This is a genomic window from Sporolactobacillus sp. THM19-2 (genome assembly GCF_004153195.1).
Lineage (GTDB): Bacteria > Bacillota > Bacilli > Bacillales > Sporolactobacillaceae > Sporolactobacillus.
The window spans coordinates 69,998-85,581 of the sequence record NZ_SEMC01000008.1; the positions used below are offsets into that span (position 1 = coordinate 69,998).

Genomic DNA, 15,584 nt, shown 5'->3' on the forward strand with positions numbered 1-15,584 from the left:
GTGACGTTCATTTAAATAGACAGGCTCTTTTATCCTTCGTCCTGTCCTTATGAGGTGAAATTTTATGGTTTATCTTTTACGATTTTGTTGTACGCTTCAATCGTATTGTCTTACTTTTCAGAATAGATAAAATTAACATAGGCAACATTATATTCTAGTTCATGAGCGTGTGTGAATTGTTGCTTTAGTGATTTTTCATTGTTCGGATGCCTCCTGTAGTTTATTTTCTTTATGACTTTCTATATAATTTTCTAACAATTTGACTGCTTCAGTAAATTTGATATGGTACTTTTTAGTCTGCTCTGCGTCTATGATTCCGATCTCTCCAAGATTCTTGATTCCCTCTCCTACATTGTCAACTGGAACATGAAAAGTATTATCACCAAATTGATACAACAGTAAATAATTTACATCATAGACAGTTTCATTTATAATTTCATAATGCCCACCATACATAAAATCACAATTATCATAATCCCCGCAAAATTGATAATCTAATTTTCCACTCATTTTATCTGAGTTATATTTACTTTCACCCTCCGGATCGCCTACCCACACTTCATTTTCCTGTTCATGTTTTATATCTTGTGTGTGATAACCTAGTAATTCCATTCTATTTTCACTGATTAATTTAGCAATAACAGCATCTTTCAGATCATATAATTTTTGCTGTCGGGTTTTGGCAGCATGTACAACTCTATGATTTCCAGATGAATAATTTCTACCTTTAGTGTCTCTTGATTTTTTAGCGGATTTATTGATGAGATAAAGTGCTTCCGACAAATTTTTATCTGTTGGTTCAATGTCATCAATTTTTATAATGATACGTCTCGTAGTCTTGGTGTTCGATTTTTCATATAATTTGTATCTCGTTAATTTTGTCCCTGCATGATATTCAATAATTGCTTCAATTTCATTTTCATTAATTACCTTAAAATGTTCTTTTCTCCACTGTGTTTTCGTTTTCAGGTTTTCAGGGACTTCATCCCACCAGTGGAACTTAGGCAGCCATGTTTCTTTATCAACTTTAGGAACAGTCGGATATTTCTTTCTCGCCTCTTTTAGTTTTCTTTCATATTCCAGTTTTTCTTTCTTATTCATTTATCTTCTCCCCCTCATCGTCTTCATCATTTTAACCGGCCAGAGCAACAATCAACTTTCCCTCGAATATTTTATCCTATCCACCCTCTTAGACATACAGCAGCCGTATTGATGGTGGCATAACAAAACTCCCCTGTCGCCATGAGCGCCAGGGGAGTTTTGTATAATAAGTATTAGTACTGTTCCATATACTGATCTCTTTCCCACTGATGTACCTGAGTTCTAAACATATCCCACTCAATGTCCTTTGCATCATTGAAACGGGAAACAGTATGTTCACCGAGAGCACCAGTGATCACAGGATCAGCATTAAAAACTGCCAGAGCATCTTTCAAATTAGCCGGAAGTTCATGAATACCAAGTTTTTCACGTTCTTCGTCATCCATTACATAGATGCTGCGATCAACCGGATCCATTGGAGTCAGTTTTTCTTTGACACCGTCAAGTCCGGCAGCCAGAATAGCAGCCATACCCAGGTATGGGTTTGTAGCCGGGTCAACGCTTCTGACTTCAATACGTGTGCTGAGTCCACGGGCAGCAGGGATGCGGACCAGAGCACTTCTGTTGCTTAGAGACCATGCCACATAGCTGGGTGCTTCATAGCCGGGAACCAGTCGTTTGTACGAGTTGACTATCGGGTTCGTGATTGCCGTGAACGCACGGGCGTGTTTTAATACACCTGCGATGAAAGACTTAGCTGTCTCGCTCAGACCGTCGCTCGACGATTCGTCATAGAACGCGTTGACATTGCCCTTAAACAGCGACATGTTTGAGTGCATACCTGAGCCATTAACGCCAAACAGAGGCTTCGGCATAAATGTCGCATGCAATTTGTGCTGGCGTGCAATCGTTTTGACAACCAGTTTAAATGTCTGGATGTTATCACATGTTCTGACCGCATCGGCATATTTGAAATCAATTTCATGCTGGCCAGGTGCTACTTCATGGTGAGAAGCTTCAATTTCGAAGCCCATGTCTTCGAGTTCAAGCACGATGTCACGGCGACAATTTTCGCCAAGATCTGTAGGAGCAAGGTCAAAATAACCGCCTTTATCATTCAGTTCCATGGTTGGTTTTCCGTTTTCATCAACTTTAAACAGGAAAAATTCCGGTTCCGGTCCGATATTGAATGCGGTAAAACCAAGCTTTTTCATTTCTTCTAATTCTGCTTTAAGCACATTACGAGGATCACCAAAGAATGGCTTGCCATCCGGCGTATGAATATCACAGATCATACGGGCAACTTTACCCTTTTCTGCCGTCCAGGGGAATACGACGAAACTGTCATAATCCGGATAAAGGAGCATATCCGATTCTTCAATTCTTACAAATCCTTCAATTGAGGAACCGTCAAACATAATTTTGTTATCCAGTGCTTTTTCCAGCTGGCTGACCGGAATCTCGACATTTTTTATGATTCCGAGCAGGTCAGTGAATTGCAGACGGATAAACTTAACATTCGCTTCATTTACTTTGGAAATAATGTCTTCTTTTGTAAACTTTGCCATTCTTGATCCTCCCCAAAAATAAGTTTCATTAGAACAAATTTATATACAGGGAATATTCACTTGAAAAATCGCGAAAGGTCCCCTTGTATCAGTGATGCTTTTCCGAATTTGCCTGCATTGACAAGTTCGTTTTTAAGGAATTTCATAAGTTCTTCTTCCGTCAGTTTCTTCTTCGCGTCTGCAGGTCGATTAGGATGGACAGGTTTTTCGCTCAGCACACGTCGAATCCCTGCCAGGTTTACGCCCTCATCCAGCAGGGATTTTATGTCCAGCAACCGATCTACATCATTAAATGAAAAAACGCGGCGGTTACCTGCAGAACGCTCAGGATGTATCAGTTCATTTTCTTCATAGTACCGGATTTGCCTTGCAGACAATCCGGTAAGTTTCTGGACAATACCCATGGAGAACAAGGGCATTGAGCGGCGTACACTGTCATCCATATTGCCTCATGCTCCTTTCCTATGCACATTATAACGTCCGATAATATAGTTGTCAATGGATGTAAGGTTATATTACGGTGTAATGACAGAACAATTTAACAGTATTGTAACAGCTTGTATTCTCAGATTTTAAGCAATCCTCTCTCAGCAAGATGATTACACGCCATCAGAAGAGCTGCTTTGACATGTTCAAAGGTCAGACCGCCCTGTATGTAAAGCGTGTATGGAGGGCGTATCGGACCATCAGCTGTCAGCTCAAGACTTGCCCCCTGGACAAAGGTACCGGCAGCCATAATGATTTTGTCCTGATAGCCGGGCATCGGGCTTGGATAAGGCGTGACATGAGAATTTATCGGCGAAGCCATTTGTATAGCCTGGCAGAATGCAATCATCTGGCTGGGATCATGAAATGTCACCGTTTGAATCAGATCCGTCCTTGTCGCATCCCATGATGGGGTGGTCTCCATGCCCATGCTTTCCATCAATGCCGCGGTGAAAACAGCCCCTTTCAACGCCTGCGCAACCATGTGCGGAGCCAGGAAAAACCCCTGATACTGGTTCTGAAGTTCACCAAGCGCGGGACCCACTTCCTTCCCCTGTCCGGGAACCGTCAGGCGTTCCGCACACAGGTCTACAAACTTTTTCTTCCCTGCAATATAACCCCCGGTTTTTGCCAGACCACCACCGGGATTTTTTATCAGCGACCCGGCCATCAGATCTGCACCGACGTGGCAGGGTTCAAGGGTCTCCGTGAATTCGCCGTAACAGTTATCAATAAACACAATCACGTCCGGATGAACTTTTTTTATGGCGGCAATCGCTTCGCCAATCTGATGTACGGTCAGTGACGGACGGTTACTGTAACCGCGGGAACGCTGAATCGCAACCATTTTCGTTGCAGGCCCGATTTCCCTGATCACTTTATCCGTATCGATTCGGCCATCTTTAAGCGGGATCGTACGGAAATGGATACCAAAATCTCTCAGTGATCCATGCCCGGAAACGCCTCCGCCGATCACTTCTTCCAATGTGTCATAGGGATTCCCCGTTATGTATATGAATTCGTCATGTGGCCTTAACAGGCCGAAAAGAGCGATTGTAATCGCGTGTGTACCGGAGATGATCTGTGACCGGACGAGTCCGGATTCCGCCCCAAAACAGTCGGCGTAGACAGCTTCTATTCCTTCCCTTCCAAAGTCGTCATAACCATAACCTGTTGTTCCATTAAAATGTGCATCACTGATTTTATTTTTCTTAAAACAGGAAAGAACGCGGTACTGATTCTCCTGAGCAACCCTGTCAATATAGTCCAGCTGTTTTTGTATTTCATTTTCCACCTCCTCTGTGCGTTCTCTCAGTTGCCTGCCAAATGTCATGGTTTCAAACATTACTCATTCTCCTCATGGTCTGAAAAAATTTCGGTGATCAATTTTGATCCTGTGGGGGTTTCCGGAAAAACATAGCCGTCGGTAACATAGGTTTGCGACTCCGCCTCAAATTGCTGCTGCAAAATAATAGAATGTCTCTTTGCTTCCTGAAGCAGGCCGCCTTCACCTGCGGGTATCCTGCATCGATAAGGCTTCATCTGATGAATCAGTTTTTTCCGGATGGCAGCCAATATGCGTTTCCGGTCTGAAACATTTCTCGCTGATACCAGAAGTGCATCAGGTGGAACAATAAATGGAGTGGTCAGCAAATCTTTTTTGTTGTAAATGTTCAGGACCGGAATGTCGTCTGCACCAAGTTCAGCTAACAGGGTATGAACTGTCTGTTCCTGCCGAAGTAGATCCGGATCTGACGCATCGATCACATGAAGAATCAGATGAGCGCCCAGAACCTCCTCTAACGTCGAACGAAATGCAGCTACCAGTTGTATTGGCAAGTCCTTAATGAATCCAACGGTATCCGATAACAGGCAAGTGAATCCCTCATGAAGTCTTAATTTTCTGGTTAATGGATCAAGTGTCGCAAATAACTTGTCCTCCTCAACAGTATGAGACAAGGTTAATTGATTGAAAAGTGTGGATTTACCGGCATTTGTGTAACCTACCAGCGCAATCTGGCACTGATTTTGCGTGACGCGTCTCTCTCTGTATTGCTGTCTGTGCCTGACAACAATATCCAGCCGATGGGCTATATCTTTCATTCTGCTGCGGATATAACGCCGGTCTGTTTCCAGTTTTGTCTCCCCTGGTCCTCTTGTTCCTATTCCCGCGCCAAGGCGGGACAGTGAATCTCTCATCCCGCTGAGACGCGGGAGCAGATACTGCAGCTGAGCCAGTTCAACCTGCAGCTTTCCTTCTCGTGAGTTTGCCCGCATAGCAAATATATCAAGGATCAGTTGTGTTCTGTCCAGTACTTTTCCCATTAATATACTGCTCAGCCGCCCCTGCTGCCCTGGGGACAGCTCCCCATTAAAAATGATTGTTTCCGCATTCAGCTGTTTCTGAAGGGCAGACAATTCGTGCAGTTTCCCTTTACCTATGTATGTAGCTGGTTCTATTTTCTGCCTTTTTTGTTTCAGTATCGATACAACCTGGCCGCCGGCCGTCTTAGTCAGTGAGATCAGTTCCTGAAGTGAGGATTCAAAATAATCATTCGTTACTTCCGGTAACTGACAGCAAGCGAGAATGACATTCTCCATAATAAACCTCTTTTTATCATACTTTGTTCAATGAGTCTGTTGATTTCGCTTCATATAAAGTCAGGGTTCGCCCGTTTCGGGTAATAATCTGTCGTCATCCATGACAAGATCACATGCTCGAATTGTCATCAATGACTCTCTGTCGAAGGTCCCTTCCCGAACCAGTCGAACGGCCTGCTGACGAATCATTTTTTCAATCAGATTTCGTACATATCTGCCGTTACTGAATTCGCTATCATGGTGGATGGCAGCCTTATACAGGTGTCTGGACAGACGTTTCTCCGCCTCATTTGTCATCCTGTATTCGCGTTCGCTGATCATCTGTCTGGAAATAGTGAGTAACTCCTTCCCTGAAAAATCAGGAAATGACAGAATAACAGGAAAACGTGATAACAGGCCTGGATTCATACCAAGAAACTGATCCATTTCGTTTGAGTAACCCGCAAGGATCAGAATAAAGTCATCTTTATGATCTTCCATTTGTTTAACGAGTGTGTCAATAGCCTCCCGTCCAAAATCTTTCTCTCCGCCACGGGCAAGCGCATATGCTTCATCAATAAACAGTACATTACCAAGTGATTTTTTCACCAGAACCCTTGTTTTCTGGGCGGTTTGCCCGATATATTCACCAACAAGATCCGCCCTGTCAGCTTCGATCAGCTGCCCTTTAGGCAGTATCTCCATCTCCCGGAATAAATCGCTTAACAGACGGGCCACCGTTGTCTTTCCCGTTCCAGGATTCCCTTTAAAAAGCATATGAAACGACTGTTTCCGGACCTTGAGCTGCATTTCTTCTCTTCTTTTATAAACATACAGCCAGGCATAAAGTTCCTTCACCATTCGTTTCACTTCATCCAGACCGATCAGCCTGCTGAGCCTGTTTTCAATCTTCTCCAGAGGCGCATGACTGATTTTCTCATCCACAGGAAATGGAAGTGTAACGGCATTTTCTTTTTTCTGGTTAAAGATCACGTTGATCTGGCTCTTCTGTATATTTGTGTAAGCCTCCCGCACTGAGCAACCCCCTCACTGTTGCGCAACATACTCACTTTCCGGCCAGCTGTTTTTCTGTTTTATTTCATGACGATTGGCCCTATGTAAATCAGCTGACAGAACTATCTTATGATTCATGTCGAACATTCAGAAGGGAGAAATACGTTAAAATAATTGGATGTAAAACAAGAGAGGCAGCAGCTGCCGCCTCTTCCTATCTTGCTGGAGGATTTATGCCTGATCAGAAAAAAGTGACTTGACCGACTTTCTTCAATATGATGAACAGCCTCCGTTACGATTCTTCCTGATTAGTCAGATTCACCGGCCGTGAAGGGGTGAATGTCGAAATAGCATGTTTAAAAATTAATTGCTGTTTACCCTCACTGTCCAGAAGGACGGTAAAATTATCAAAAGCTTTCACTTTACCCTTGAGCTGGAAACCGCTGACCAGGAATACGGTCACGAAGATTCCGTCTTTACGCAACTGATTCAGAAAGGTATCCTGAATATTAATCGACTGTTTCATTTTCTTCCTCCTCTTTTCTCTCTAACTACAATTATTCGCTTTAGATTAAATTTTTCCTGCAATAATTAAATGAAAATATTAAATCATTTTTCTGAGAAGAATGAAAATCTATCCTGCCAGAAAAAAGCCTAACATCATAATTATATTTTAATTTTCCATCATTTGCAAAGAATCATCAGCACGACATTTTTTTCTGCACGAATTGCAGAATTTTATCCGCCTGAATTGAAAAGTCGCTCAGCGCATCGGTCATATCAAACCAGCTGACATCCATCTGCCGCCGGAACCATGTAAGCTGTCTTTTCGCATAATGTCTGGAATTTTTCTTCAGCTGATCGACTGCCTGATCAAGTGTTATTTTCCCGTCGAAGTAAGGGAAAAACTCTTTATAACCAATGGCCTGCATCGCCTGACTGTCCCGTAAGCCTTTTTCATAAAGTTCCTGAACCTCATGAAGCAACCCTTTTCCCATCATCAGGTTCACCCGCTGATTAATCCTTTCGTAAAGAAGTTCGCGAGCCATCGTCAGGCCAATAATCATGACATGGAACAGCGGCACATCAGAAACCTGTTTTTGCTGTCTGCTGAATGGAATGCCCGTTTCATGGGTCACTTCAAGCGCCCGAATCACCCTGACGAGATTATTCGGATGGATGTGGCAGGCCGCGTCGGGATCAACTGATTTCAGGTGTTCATAAAGAAAACCTGATCCCTTCTTTTTTTCGGCCTCCTCCAGATACATCCGGTATTCAGGATTCGAACCGACATTCGAAAAATGATAGTCAAAGAGCGCGCTTTTTACATAAAAACCGGTCCCGCCAACAAGAATCGGCACGTTTCCTCTGCTTTGAATTTCCCGGATTATTTGACGGGCATCCTTCTGGTAATCTGCTGCAGAATACGTCTCTCCGGGATTACGAATATCAAACAAATGATGCGGGACGCCTTCTGTTTCTTCTGTTGATATTTTTGCTGTACCGATATCCAGTCCCCGGTATACCTGAAAAGCGTCGCCGTTAATAATCTCGCCTTTAAGGTGTTTTGCGAGAAAGATGCTCAGTTTTGTTTTTCCAACAGCTGTGGGGCCAACCACAGCAATCATCTGTTTATGCATGAGTCTGCTGATGAACCTGCTTTCCGATTTTCCTGTATGCTACCAAGTGTAGCACAGCATATCGTCCTTTATCCATGATCAACTGAAGAAATACGAAGCAGACGATCTGCCAGTATATTTGTTTTTCTGAAAAAATGCTACTCAACGGCAATTAGAGCAACAAATGATTTTAAATAACAATCTTTCGCATCCGATTACCCCTTGATCTAATGATACGAACTTATGTTTTTTAATCAGAAAGAAGCTTTCAGCAAAAAGCTGAAAGCCTCGTTTATTAAAACACATCTTTTTTTCAATCATCATCAGAAGAGGTTTTGCCGGTCGCAGGTTTTTGCTCCGGCCGGATATAGAATGAGATAATAATCAGGAAGGTCATGATTCCGAGACATGTCAGTGTCCCCACCAGATTTGCCGGATTCAGAACAAATGTGATGAAAATCAGTGATAAAGCTGCAGCACCGATGATCGTCATATAAGGAAAGCCCACCATTCTGAAAAACGGCAGACGATCATAATTCGGCCGAAGTTTCAATTCTGCAAGGCAAATGGCGATCCAGACCAGAGAAATGGTGAACCCCGGGATACTCATCAGTTGATTGATAATCTGATTCGGTGAAAGGTACGCAAGAACAACACCAGCTGCCAGAAACCCGGCAGTCAGACCTATTCCACCAAGTGGTACACCCCTTTTGGTCAGCTTTCTGGCAAACCTGGGCGCTTCACCACGTTCAGCCATTGCATATAACGTACGTGTTGTCGCATAAATGCCGGAGTTCCCCGCAGACAGCACGGCTGTCAGGAGAACAAAATTCATCAAATGCGGAACACCCGGCAGGCCGACCGCCTCAAATACCTGAACAAACGGGCTGCTCTCAGTCGCTGAAACACTGTTCCAGGGCATCAGGCTGCATATGATGATAATCGGCAGAATATAAAACATCGCAACACGAGTCACAACTGTCTTGATCACCTTCGGCAGAACGTGTTCCACATCTCTCGCCTCATTCACGGTGAGCCCGATCAGCTCAGACCCGCCATAGGAGTAAATCACAACAAGAAGTGCCGAGACCATTCCTCCAACGCCATTCGGAAAGAATCCACCATATCCGAATAAGTTTTTCACAGGATCCGCGGGGCCCGTGGGACCCTGGATTACCCCGAACAAAATCAGAAAACCCAGGATAATAAATACAATAATGGCACCTATTTTAATACCGGCAAACCAGAATTCGAACTCTCCGTAAAGGCTGACCTGAAACAGGTTAATCATGATAATAAATAAGCCACACAGACCGGCAAGCAACCAAAGGGGGACACCTGGAAACCAGTAGTTCAGGAAGCTTCCGGCCGCAAGCACCTCTACAACAGTCACAATCATCCAGTTAATCCAGTACAGCCACCCGATCATAATCGATACTCTGAAACCAAACGCCTTGTACATCAAATGCTGCATGTTCAGACCGGGAAAGGCAATCGCCATCTCTGCGAGTGCCACCATGACAATAAATAAAATTAAGCCGCAGACCAGGTACGCAATCGTCACACTGGGACCGGCGATAGATAACGTATCACCGCTTCCTTTGAAAATTCCTGTTCCGATCATCCCGGCCATAGCCATCAGCATAATATGACGCGGCTCAAGTCCACGCCTGAGTGATTCGCCCTTTTTCTCTGTCACACCCATCATTTTCTGTCCTTTCTCTCTGTATTTGCACATCCGCTTTAAACTGATAAAGCAAATATAACCTCCATTATAACGAATGGGTAAAACCTGAGATGTAAGGAAGCAGAAAAGGTAAGGCGAATGCCTGTCAGCTAAAAATGGCTCTTTAATTTATGAACATTCTGTGGATTATTGTTAATAAAGCGCTTTTTTTCAATAAAATACGCTAAAATGGAATCGTGAAAGGTAAGAGAACAGGAATTGGAGGGACACATATGTTACAGACAAAAACCATTGAGAAAAATGACTATGATCATTTTTGGAAGGGCTTTCAAAAGGGCGCATGGCTGGATGAAATTGATATCCGTGATTTCATTAACCTGAATTACAAGCCCTATTACGGTAATGAATCGTTTTTGACCGGTCCCACTGATGCAACAACGACATTGAACAATAAACTGATGAGTCTGAAACTTAAAGAGCGCGAAGCCGGCGGAGTACTTGATGCCGACACAAAGGTTGTTTCAACGATCACTTCCCACCGGCCTGGTTATCTGGATAAAAGTCTTGAAAAGATTGTCGGCCTGCAGACCGACAAACCATTGAAGAAGGCTCTGATGCCGTACGGCGGGATTCGTATGGCGGAAGAAGCACTTGAGGCACACGGCCTGAAAATCGACCCTGAAATCAAACATGTATTCACCGAATATCACAAAACACACAATCAGGGCGTTTTTGATGTGTATGATAAGAAAATGCGTGCATGCCGTCACTATAAAATTATTACCGGACTGCCAGATGCTTACGGACGCGGTCGCCTGATCGGTGACTTCCCCCGTGTCGCTCTTTACGGCATTGACAGATTGGTTGAAGCCAAAAAGCAAGATTTCGAAAATATCGGCGATGGTGAAATGACCAACGAAGTGATCCAGTTACGCGAAGAGGTAACGGATCAGATCCGTGCACTGAAACAAATGAAAGAAATGGCTGCGAGCTATGGTATTGATATTTCAAAACCGGCGAAAAATACCCGTGAAGCCATTCAGTGGCTGTATTTTGGCTATCTTGCAGCAATAAAACAGCAGAACGGTGCCGCCATGTCGATTGGACGGATCGATGCATTCCTCGATATCTACATCGATCGGGATATGAAAAACGGCGTACTGACCGAGAAGGAAGCACAGGAACTGATCGACCAGTTTACTATGAAACTGCGGATGGTCGCTTACATCCGTACTCCTGAATACGATTCGCTGTTCTCCGGCAACCCGATCTGGGCAACCCTGTCAATCGGTGGCATGGCAATGGACGGTCGGCCGATGGTCACAAAGACTTCCTATCGTTTTCTGAATACGCTGGCGAACATGGGACCCTCTCCGGAACCAAATATCACCCTGCTCTGGTCGGAAAAACTTCCGGAAAGTTTCAGACGGTACGCGACTCAGGTATCGATTGACAGTTCAACCATTCAGTATGAAAACGACGAACTGATGCGCACACAGTGGGGTACTGATTATTATGCGATCGCCTGCTGCGTATCCGCACAGCCGGTTGCCGACGGGATGCAGTTCTTCGGCGCCAGGGCTAACCTCGCCAAAGCGATCCTTTATACGATTAACGGCGGAGTCGATGAAATTGGAAAGGCACAGGTCGGCCCCGCTTATGAACCGATCACATCCGAATATATTGATTATGATGAATTCATGAAGAAATTCGATCCCATGATGGATTGGCTGGCGGATGAATACGTCAACTCACTGAACATCATCCACTACATGCACGATAAATATTACTATGAATCAGCGCAAATGGCATTGAAGAATACCCATGTGGATCGGACATTCGCGACCGGTATTTCCGGCTTTTCTGTTGCCGTTGACTCCATCTCGGCAATTAAATACGGGCATGTCCGCGTGATTCGTGATGAAAACGGTCTTGCAGTGGACTATAAGGCGGATAACGATTTCCCGAAATACGGGAACAACGATGATCGTGCCGACGAGATAGCCGTTTGGCTGATCAAAGCCTTCTATAACAAGATGGCCCGTCACCACCTTTATCGCGGTGCCAAGCTGTCCACTTCTGTTCTGACGATTACATCGAATGTCGTTTATGGCAAGAATACCGGTTCAACTCCGAACGGGCGTGAGCAGGGCAAACCATTTGCTCCCGGGGCAAATCCCTATTATGGTTCTGAAACAAGTGGTGCTCTCGCCTCTCTGATGTCCGTTGCAAAGATCCCTTATCGCTATGCAACCGACGGGATTTCCAATACCTTTGCGGTAACGCCTTCCACACTGGGCGCTGACTCCGAGACTCAGAAAAATACGCTTGTCCGTATGGTAGACGGTTATATGCGCAAAAACGGACATCATCTGAATATCAACGTATTCAACCGTGAGACACTGATTGATGCCCAGAAACATCCGGAAAAGTACCCAACTTTAACCATTCGTGTTTCCGGCTATTGCGTCTACTTTGCCGACCTGACAAAGGAACAGCAGGACGACGTGATTTCCCGGACTTTCCACAGCCGTATGTAAATGTACTTATGCCGGAAAAGCAGGCAGATCCGATGCCTGCTTTTTTTATAAAAGTGAGATGATCAGCCATGACAATCAAGCAAAATAAAACATCAGGAGATCCAGGCGTTCTCGGTTACATCCACTCTACAGAGAGTTTTGGTGCGGTCGACGGACCAGGAATCCGTTTCGTTGTCTTCATGCAGGGTTGTGATATGAGGTGTATGTATTGTCACAATCCGGATACATGGAAAACGCGTGTCGGCAGGAAGCGATCAGCAGCCGAAGTCCTGAGTGAAGCGCTCCAGTATCGTGACTTCTGGGGAAAAGACGGAGGTATTACATTAAGCGGCGGTGAAATCCTTCTGCAGCCTGATTTTGCCCTTGATCTGTTCCGCAGGGCAAAAGATGAAGGGGTTCACACCTGTCTGGATACCAGCGGACATCCCTTTACCCGTGAAGAACCGTTTTTCAGTCTCTTCCGCGAACTGATGACTGTCACGGATCTGCTTCTTGTAGACATTAAAGAGATTGACCCGGAGAAGCACCGAAAGCTGACCGGTTTCACGAATGAGAATATTCTCGATATGTGTCGCTACCTCTCTTCTATTGGTAAACCGATATGGATTCGCCATGTTCTTGTTCCCGGTGTGACCGATAATGATGAAGATCTGAAAAAGTTAAATGCGTTCATTCAGACCTTGACAAATGTCAAACGCGTGGAAATTCTGCCCTACCATACAATGGGCATTGCAAAATATCATGAACTGGGTATCCGTTACCGCCTCGAGGGCGTAGACCCCCCAACCGATGAACGTATCAGGAATGCCGAAGAACTGCTTCACTGTGCGGATTATCGGAAGTAAGAGGATCTGTATTTTCGGATTTTGAAGCACACAACTGTGTGCTTTTTTTTGACTTGAATTTACCCTTTAAGGGCAACCACTTAGAAAATAAAGTAATACTTCAACCAGTGGAATCCATCAGACTTCCGCGGGCAGTGATCCCCCGCCCTGGCATGTTCGTTTATCCTCATGACCCTGAGGTGGGCCCGCCCGTTCATTCGGGATAAAAAGACCCATCGCTCAATTTTCCCTGTACAATAGATTTGCGAGATACTGTTTGTAATCAGGGTCAAGCGATGGGTCACGATCCCTATCCTGAAGAAATCTATTTTGCCCTTTAAGCCCCCTTTACTGTACCCTTTTAAACATCTTTTCCATTTCGTAGGGCGTGAAGTGAACGATAACCGGGCGTCCATGGGGACAGGTGAACGGATCTTTTGCTTTAGCAAGGTTGTCCAGAAGTGCCTGAATTTCGTCGGTTCTCAGATAGTGGTTCGCCTTGATTGCCCGTTTGCAGGACATCATCTTCGCCAGATCCTCCCGAAGTTTTTTGATGGATATCTTCCCGCTTTCAATCAGTTGATGAACGATATCCTCAATCATCTGTGGCTCTCTCCCCTTCGGCATCCAGGTCGGATGGGAACGGATAATAACGGATCGATTGCCAAACGACTCAAAATCCAGCCCGATCTCCTTCAGATAATCGTGATATTCCATGACTGTTTCATATTCAGAATGGGTAAATTCAAATGTCATGGGAACGAGCAGTTCCTGCACCTCCCGGGCGTTCTCACCTACTTTCTCCCGGTAATATTCATAATTGATTCGTTCCTGTGCTGCATGCTGATCTATAATATACAAACCGTCTTCATTCTGGGCGAAAATGTACGTACCATGCATCTGACCGATCGGATATAACTTCGGCATTCTGCTTGAAGTTTTCATTTCATCTGACGGCTCTTCAGAAGAAGAAGCAGGCTCCATTTCGTCCCCTTCCTGAGGCAGCGACCGCCGGTACACTTGATCCCCGGACTGCTCCATGGATTCACCGATACGCTCTGTACCGGAAATTGTCTCTTTCGGAGGCTGCTCCTCAGAAACCGGTGAATGTTCTGCAGCAGGTGATCCTGAGGCGGACAGATCCGGACCGATGGCCACATCAGGAGAAAAATCCATTGCCTGCTGCTCGACTTGAGGATGTTCGCGGTGCATCTTTGTGCCTACAGCCGGAATCAGACGCTGCCTGTGAAATGCTTCACGGATCGTTCCTGTGATAAGCGTGCACAAATCCTTCTCCTTACTGATTCGCGCTTCAAGTTTTGCCGGGTGGACGTTCACATCGACCAGTGATGGATCCATTTTAATATGAATCACACAGATCGGGTAACGCCCGACCATAAGTAGTGTATGATAACCTTCAATAATACTGTTAAAGATCGGGTAATTTTTAATAAAACGGCCATTTACAAATATATAGACATATTGCCGTCCGGCACGGTTGATCTGCGGATTCACCGCCAGACCTTCAACATGAAAATCAAGTGAATCACCTGAAAAGGGGACAGCAGCCTTCGCTGTGCGCACACCATAAATGGCAGCGAGTACATGGCTGAGTTCACCGCTTCCGTTCGTCTGAAAAACGGTTCTTTCGTTTTCAGTCAGGGTAAATTGAATATGCGGATAAGAAAGCGCCATCCTGTTGACCACATCTGATATTTTCCCAAGTTCTGTATGAAAACTTTTCAGATACTTCAGACGCGCAGGCGTATTGTAAAACAGCCGGCTGACCTTAATCTCGGTCCCCTTCCGGCTTTCCGTATGACCTGACTGTATGACATGTCCCCCCTGAAGGACCAGATGAATTCCCGGATGCTGTCCGTCGGAAGTCTTCATCTCGAGATAAGAGACAGCTGCAATACTTGGCAGAGCTTCTCCCCGAAAGCCCAGGGTCCGGATATGAAAGAGGTCGGAATCCTTGTGTATTTTACTCGTTGCATGCCGTTCAAAAGCCGCCTGGCAGTCCTCCGGTGCTAATCCTGCCCCATTGTCCCGAACGGTGATGGATTTCAATCCACCCTCTTCTATCAGAATTGTAACCGCTGTTGCCTGAGCATCAATCGCATTTTCAACGAGTTCCTTGACAACAGATGCAGGGCGTTCAACGACTTCTCCGGCAGCGATCTGGTTTGCCAGTGACACACTCAGTTTCTGAATGATACCCATCC

General features: G+C 45.0%; 12 protein-coding genes. 2 read left to right on the forward strand and 10 right to left on the reverse strand.

Annotated elements, in window-relative coordinates; all coding sequences use genetic code 11:
* Window positions 1–195 precede the first annotated feature (195 nt).
* From EWH91_RS08340 to EWH91_RS08380, 9 genes are all read right to left on the reverse strand, one after another.
* Window positions 196–1,101, reverse strand: coding sequence for a hypothetical protein (locus EWH91_RS08340; RefSeq protein WP_129929581.1), 906 nt, complete (start codon window positions 1,099–1,101; stop codon window positions 196–198).
* A gap of 173 nt (window positions 1,102–1,274) precedes the next feature.
* Window positions 1,275–2,609, reverse strand: coding sequence for a type I glutamate--ammonia ligase (glnA, locus tag EWH91_RS08345; protein WP_129929582.1), 1,335 nt, complete (start codon window positions 2,607–2,609; stop codon window positions 1,275–1,277).
* A 56-nt stretch (window positions 2,610–2,665) separates the two neighbouring features.
* Window positions 2,666–3,052: a MerR family transcriptional regulator gene (locus EWH91_RS08350; RefSeq protein ID WP_129929583.1), complete on the reverse strand. Its 387-nt coding sequence runs from the start codon at window positions 3,050–3,052 to the stop codon at window positions 2,666–2,668.
* 122 nt (window positions 3,053–3,174) lie between these two features.
* Window positions 3,175–4,440: a methionine gamma-lyase family protein gene (locus tag EWH91_RS08355; protein ID WP_129929584.1), complete on the reverse strand. Its 1,266-nt coding sequence runs from the start codon at window positions 4,438–4,440 to the stop codon at window positions 3,175–3,177.
* Complete coding sequence (gene hflX, locus EWH91_RS08360; RefSeq protein ID WP_129929585.1) at window positions 4,440–5,696, reverse strand: GTPase HflX; 1,257 nt, start codon at window positions 5,694–5,696, stop codon at window positions 4,440–4,442. The genes EWH91_RS08355 and hflX overlap by 1 nt, the downstream gene beginning before the upstream one ends.
* 60 nt (window positions 5,697–5,756) lie before the next feature.
* Window positions 5,757–6,710 (reverse strand): AAA family ATPase, encoded by a 954-nt coding sequence (locus EWH91_RS08365; protein ID WP_129929586.1) that lies wholly within the window; start codon window positions 6,708–6,710, stop codon window positions 5,757–5,759.
* A gap of 271 nt (window positions 6,711–6,981) precedes the next feature.
* Window positions 6,982–7,215 (reverse strand): RNA chaperone Hfq, encoded by a 234-nt coding sequence (gene hfq / locus EWH91_RS08370; RefSeq protein WP_129929587.1) that lies wholly within the window; start codon window positions 7,213–7,215, stop codon window positions 6,982–6,984.
* 175 nt (window positions 7,216–7,390) lie between these two features.
* The gene (gene miaA, locus EWH91_RS08375; RefSeq protein WP_129929588.1) at window positions 7,391–8,329 is read right to left on the reverse strand and encodes a tRNA (adenosine(37)-N6)-dimethylallyltransferase MiaA; all 939 of its coding nucleotides are present in this window, start codon (window positions 8,327–8,329) and stop codon (window positions 7,391–7,393) included.
* A gap of 292 nt (window positions 8,330–8,621) precedes the next feature.
* Complete coding sequence (locus EWH91_RS08380) at window positions 8,622–10,016, reverse strand: amino acid permease (protein ID WP_129929589.1); 1,395 nt, start codon at window positions 10,014–10,016, stop codon at window positions 8,622–8,624.
* Window positions 10,017–10,267: 251 nt separating this feature from the next.
* Between EWH91_RS08380 and pflB the strand changes: the two genes are divergently transcribed.
* Both pflB and pflA read left to right on the forward strand, forming a co-directional pair.
* Window positions 10,268–12,535, forward strand: coding sequence for a formate C-acetyltransferase (pflB, locus tag EWH91_RS08385; RefSeq protein ID WP_129929590.1), 2,268 nt, complete (start codon window positions 10,268–10,270; stop codon window positions 12,533–12,535).
* A gap of 68 nt (window positions 12,536–12,603) precedes the next feature.
* Window positions 12,604–13,380: a pyruvate formate-lyase-activating protein gene (pflA, locus tag EWH91_RS08390; protein ID WP_129929591.1), complete on the forward strand. Its 777-nt coding sequence runs from the start codon at window positions 12,604–12,606 to the stop codon at window positions 13,378–13,380.
* 327 nt (window positions 13,381–13,707) lie between these two features.
* Here the strand turns inward: pflA and mutL are convergent, their stop codons facing one another.
* Window positions 13,708–15,582, reverse strand: coding sequence for a DNA mismatch repair endonuclease MutL (gene mutL / locus EWH91_RS08395; protein ID WP_129929592.1), 1,875 nt, complete (start codon window positions 15,580–15,582; stop codon window positions 13,708–13,710).
* Between the last annotated feature and the right edge of the window lie 2 nt (window positions 15,583–15,584).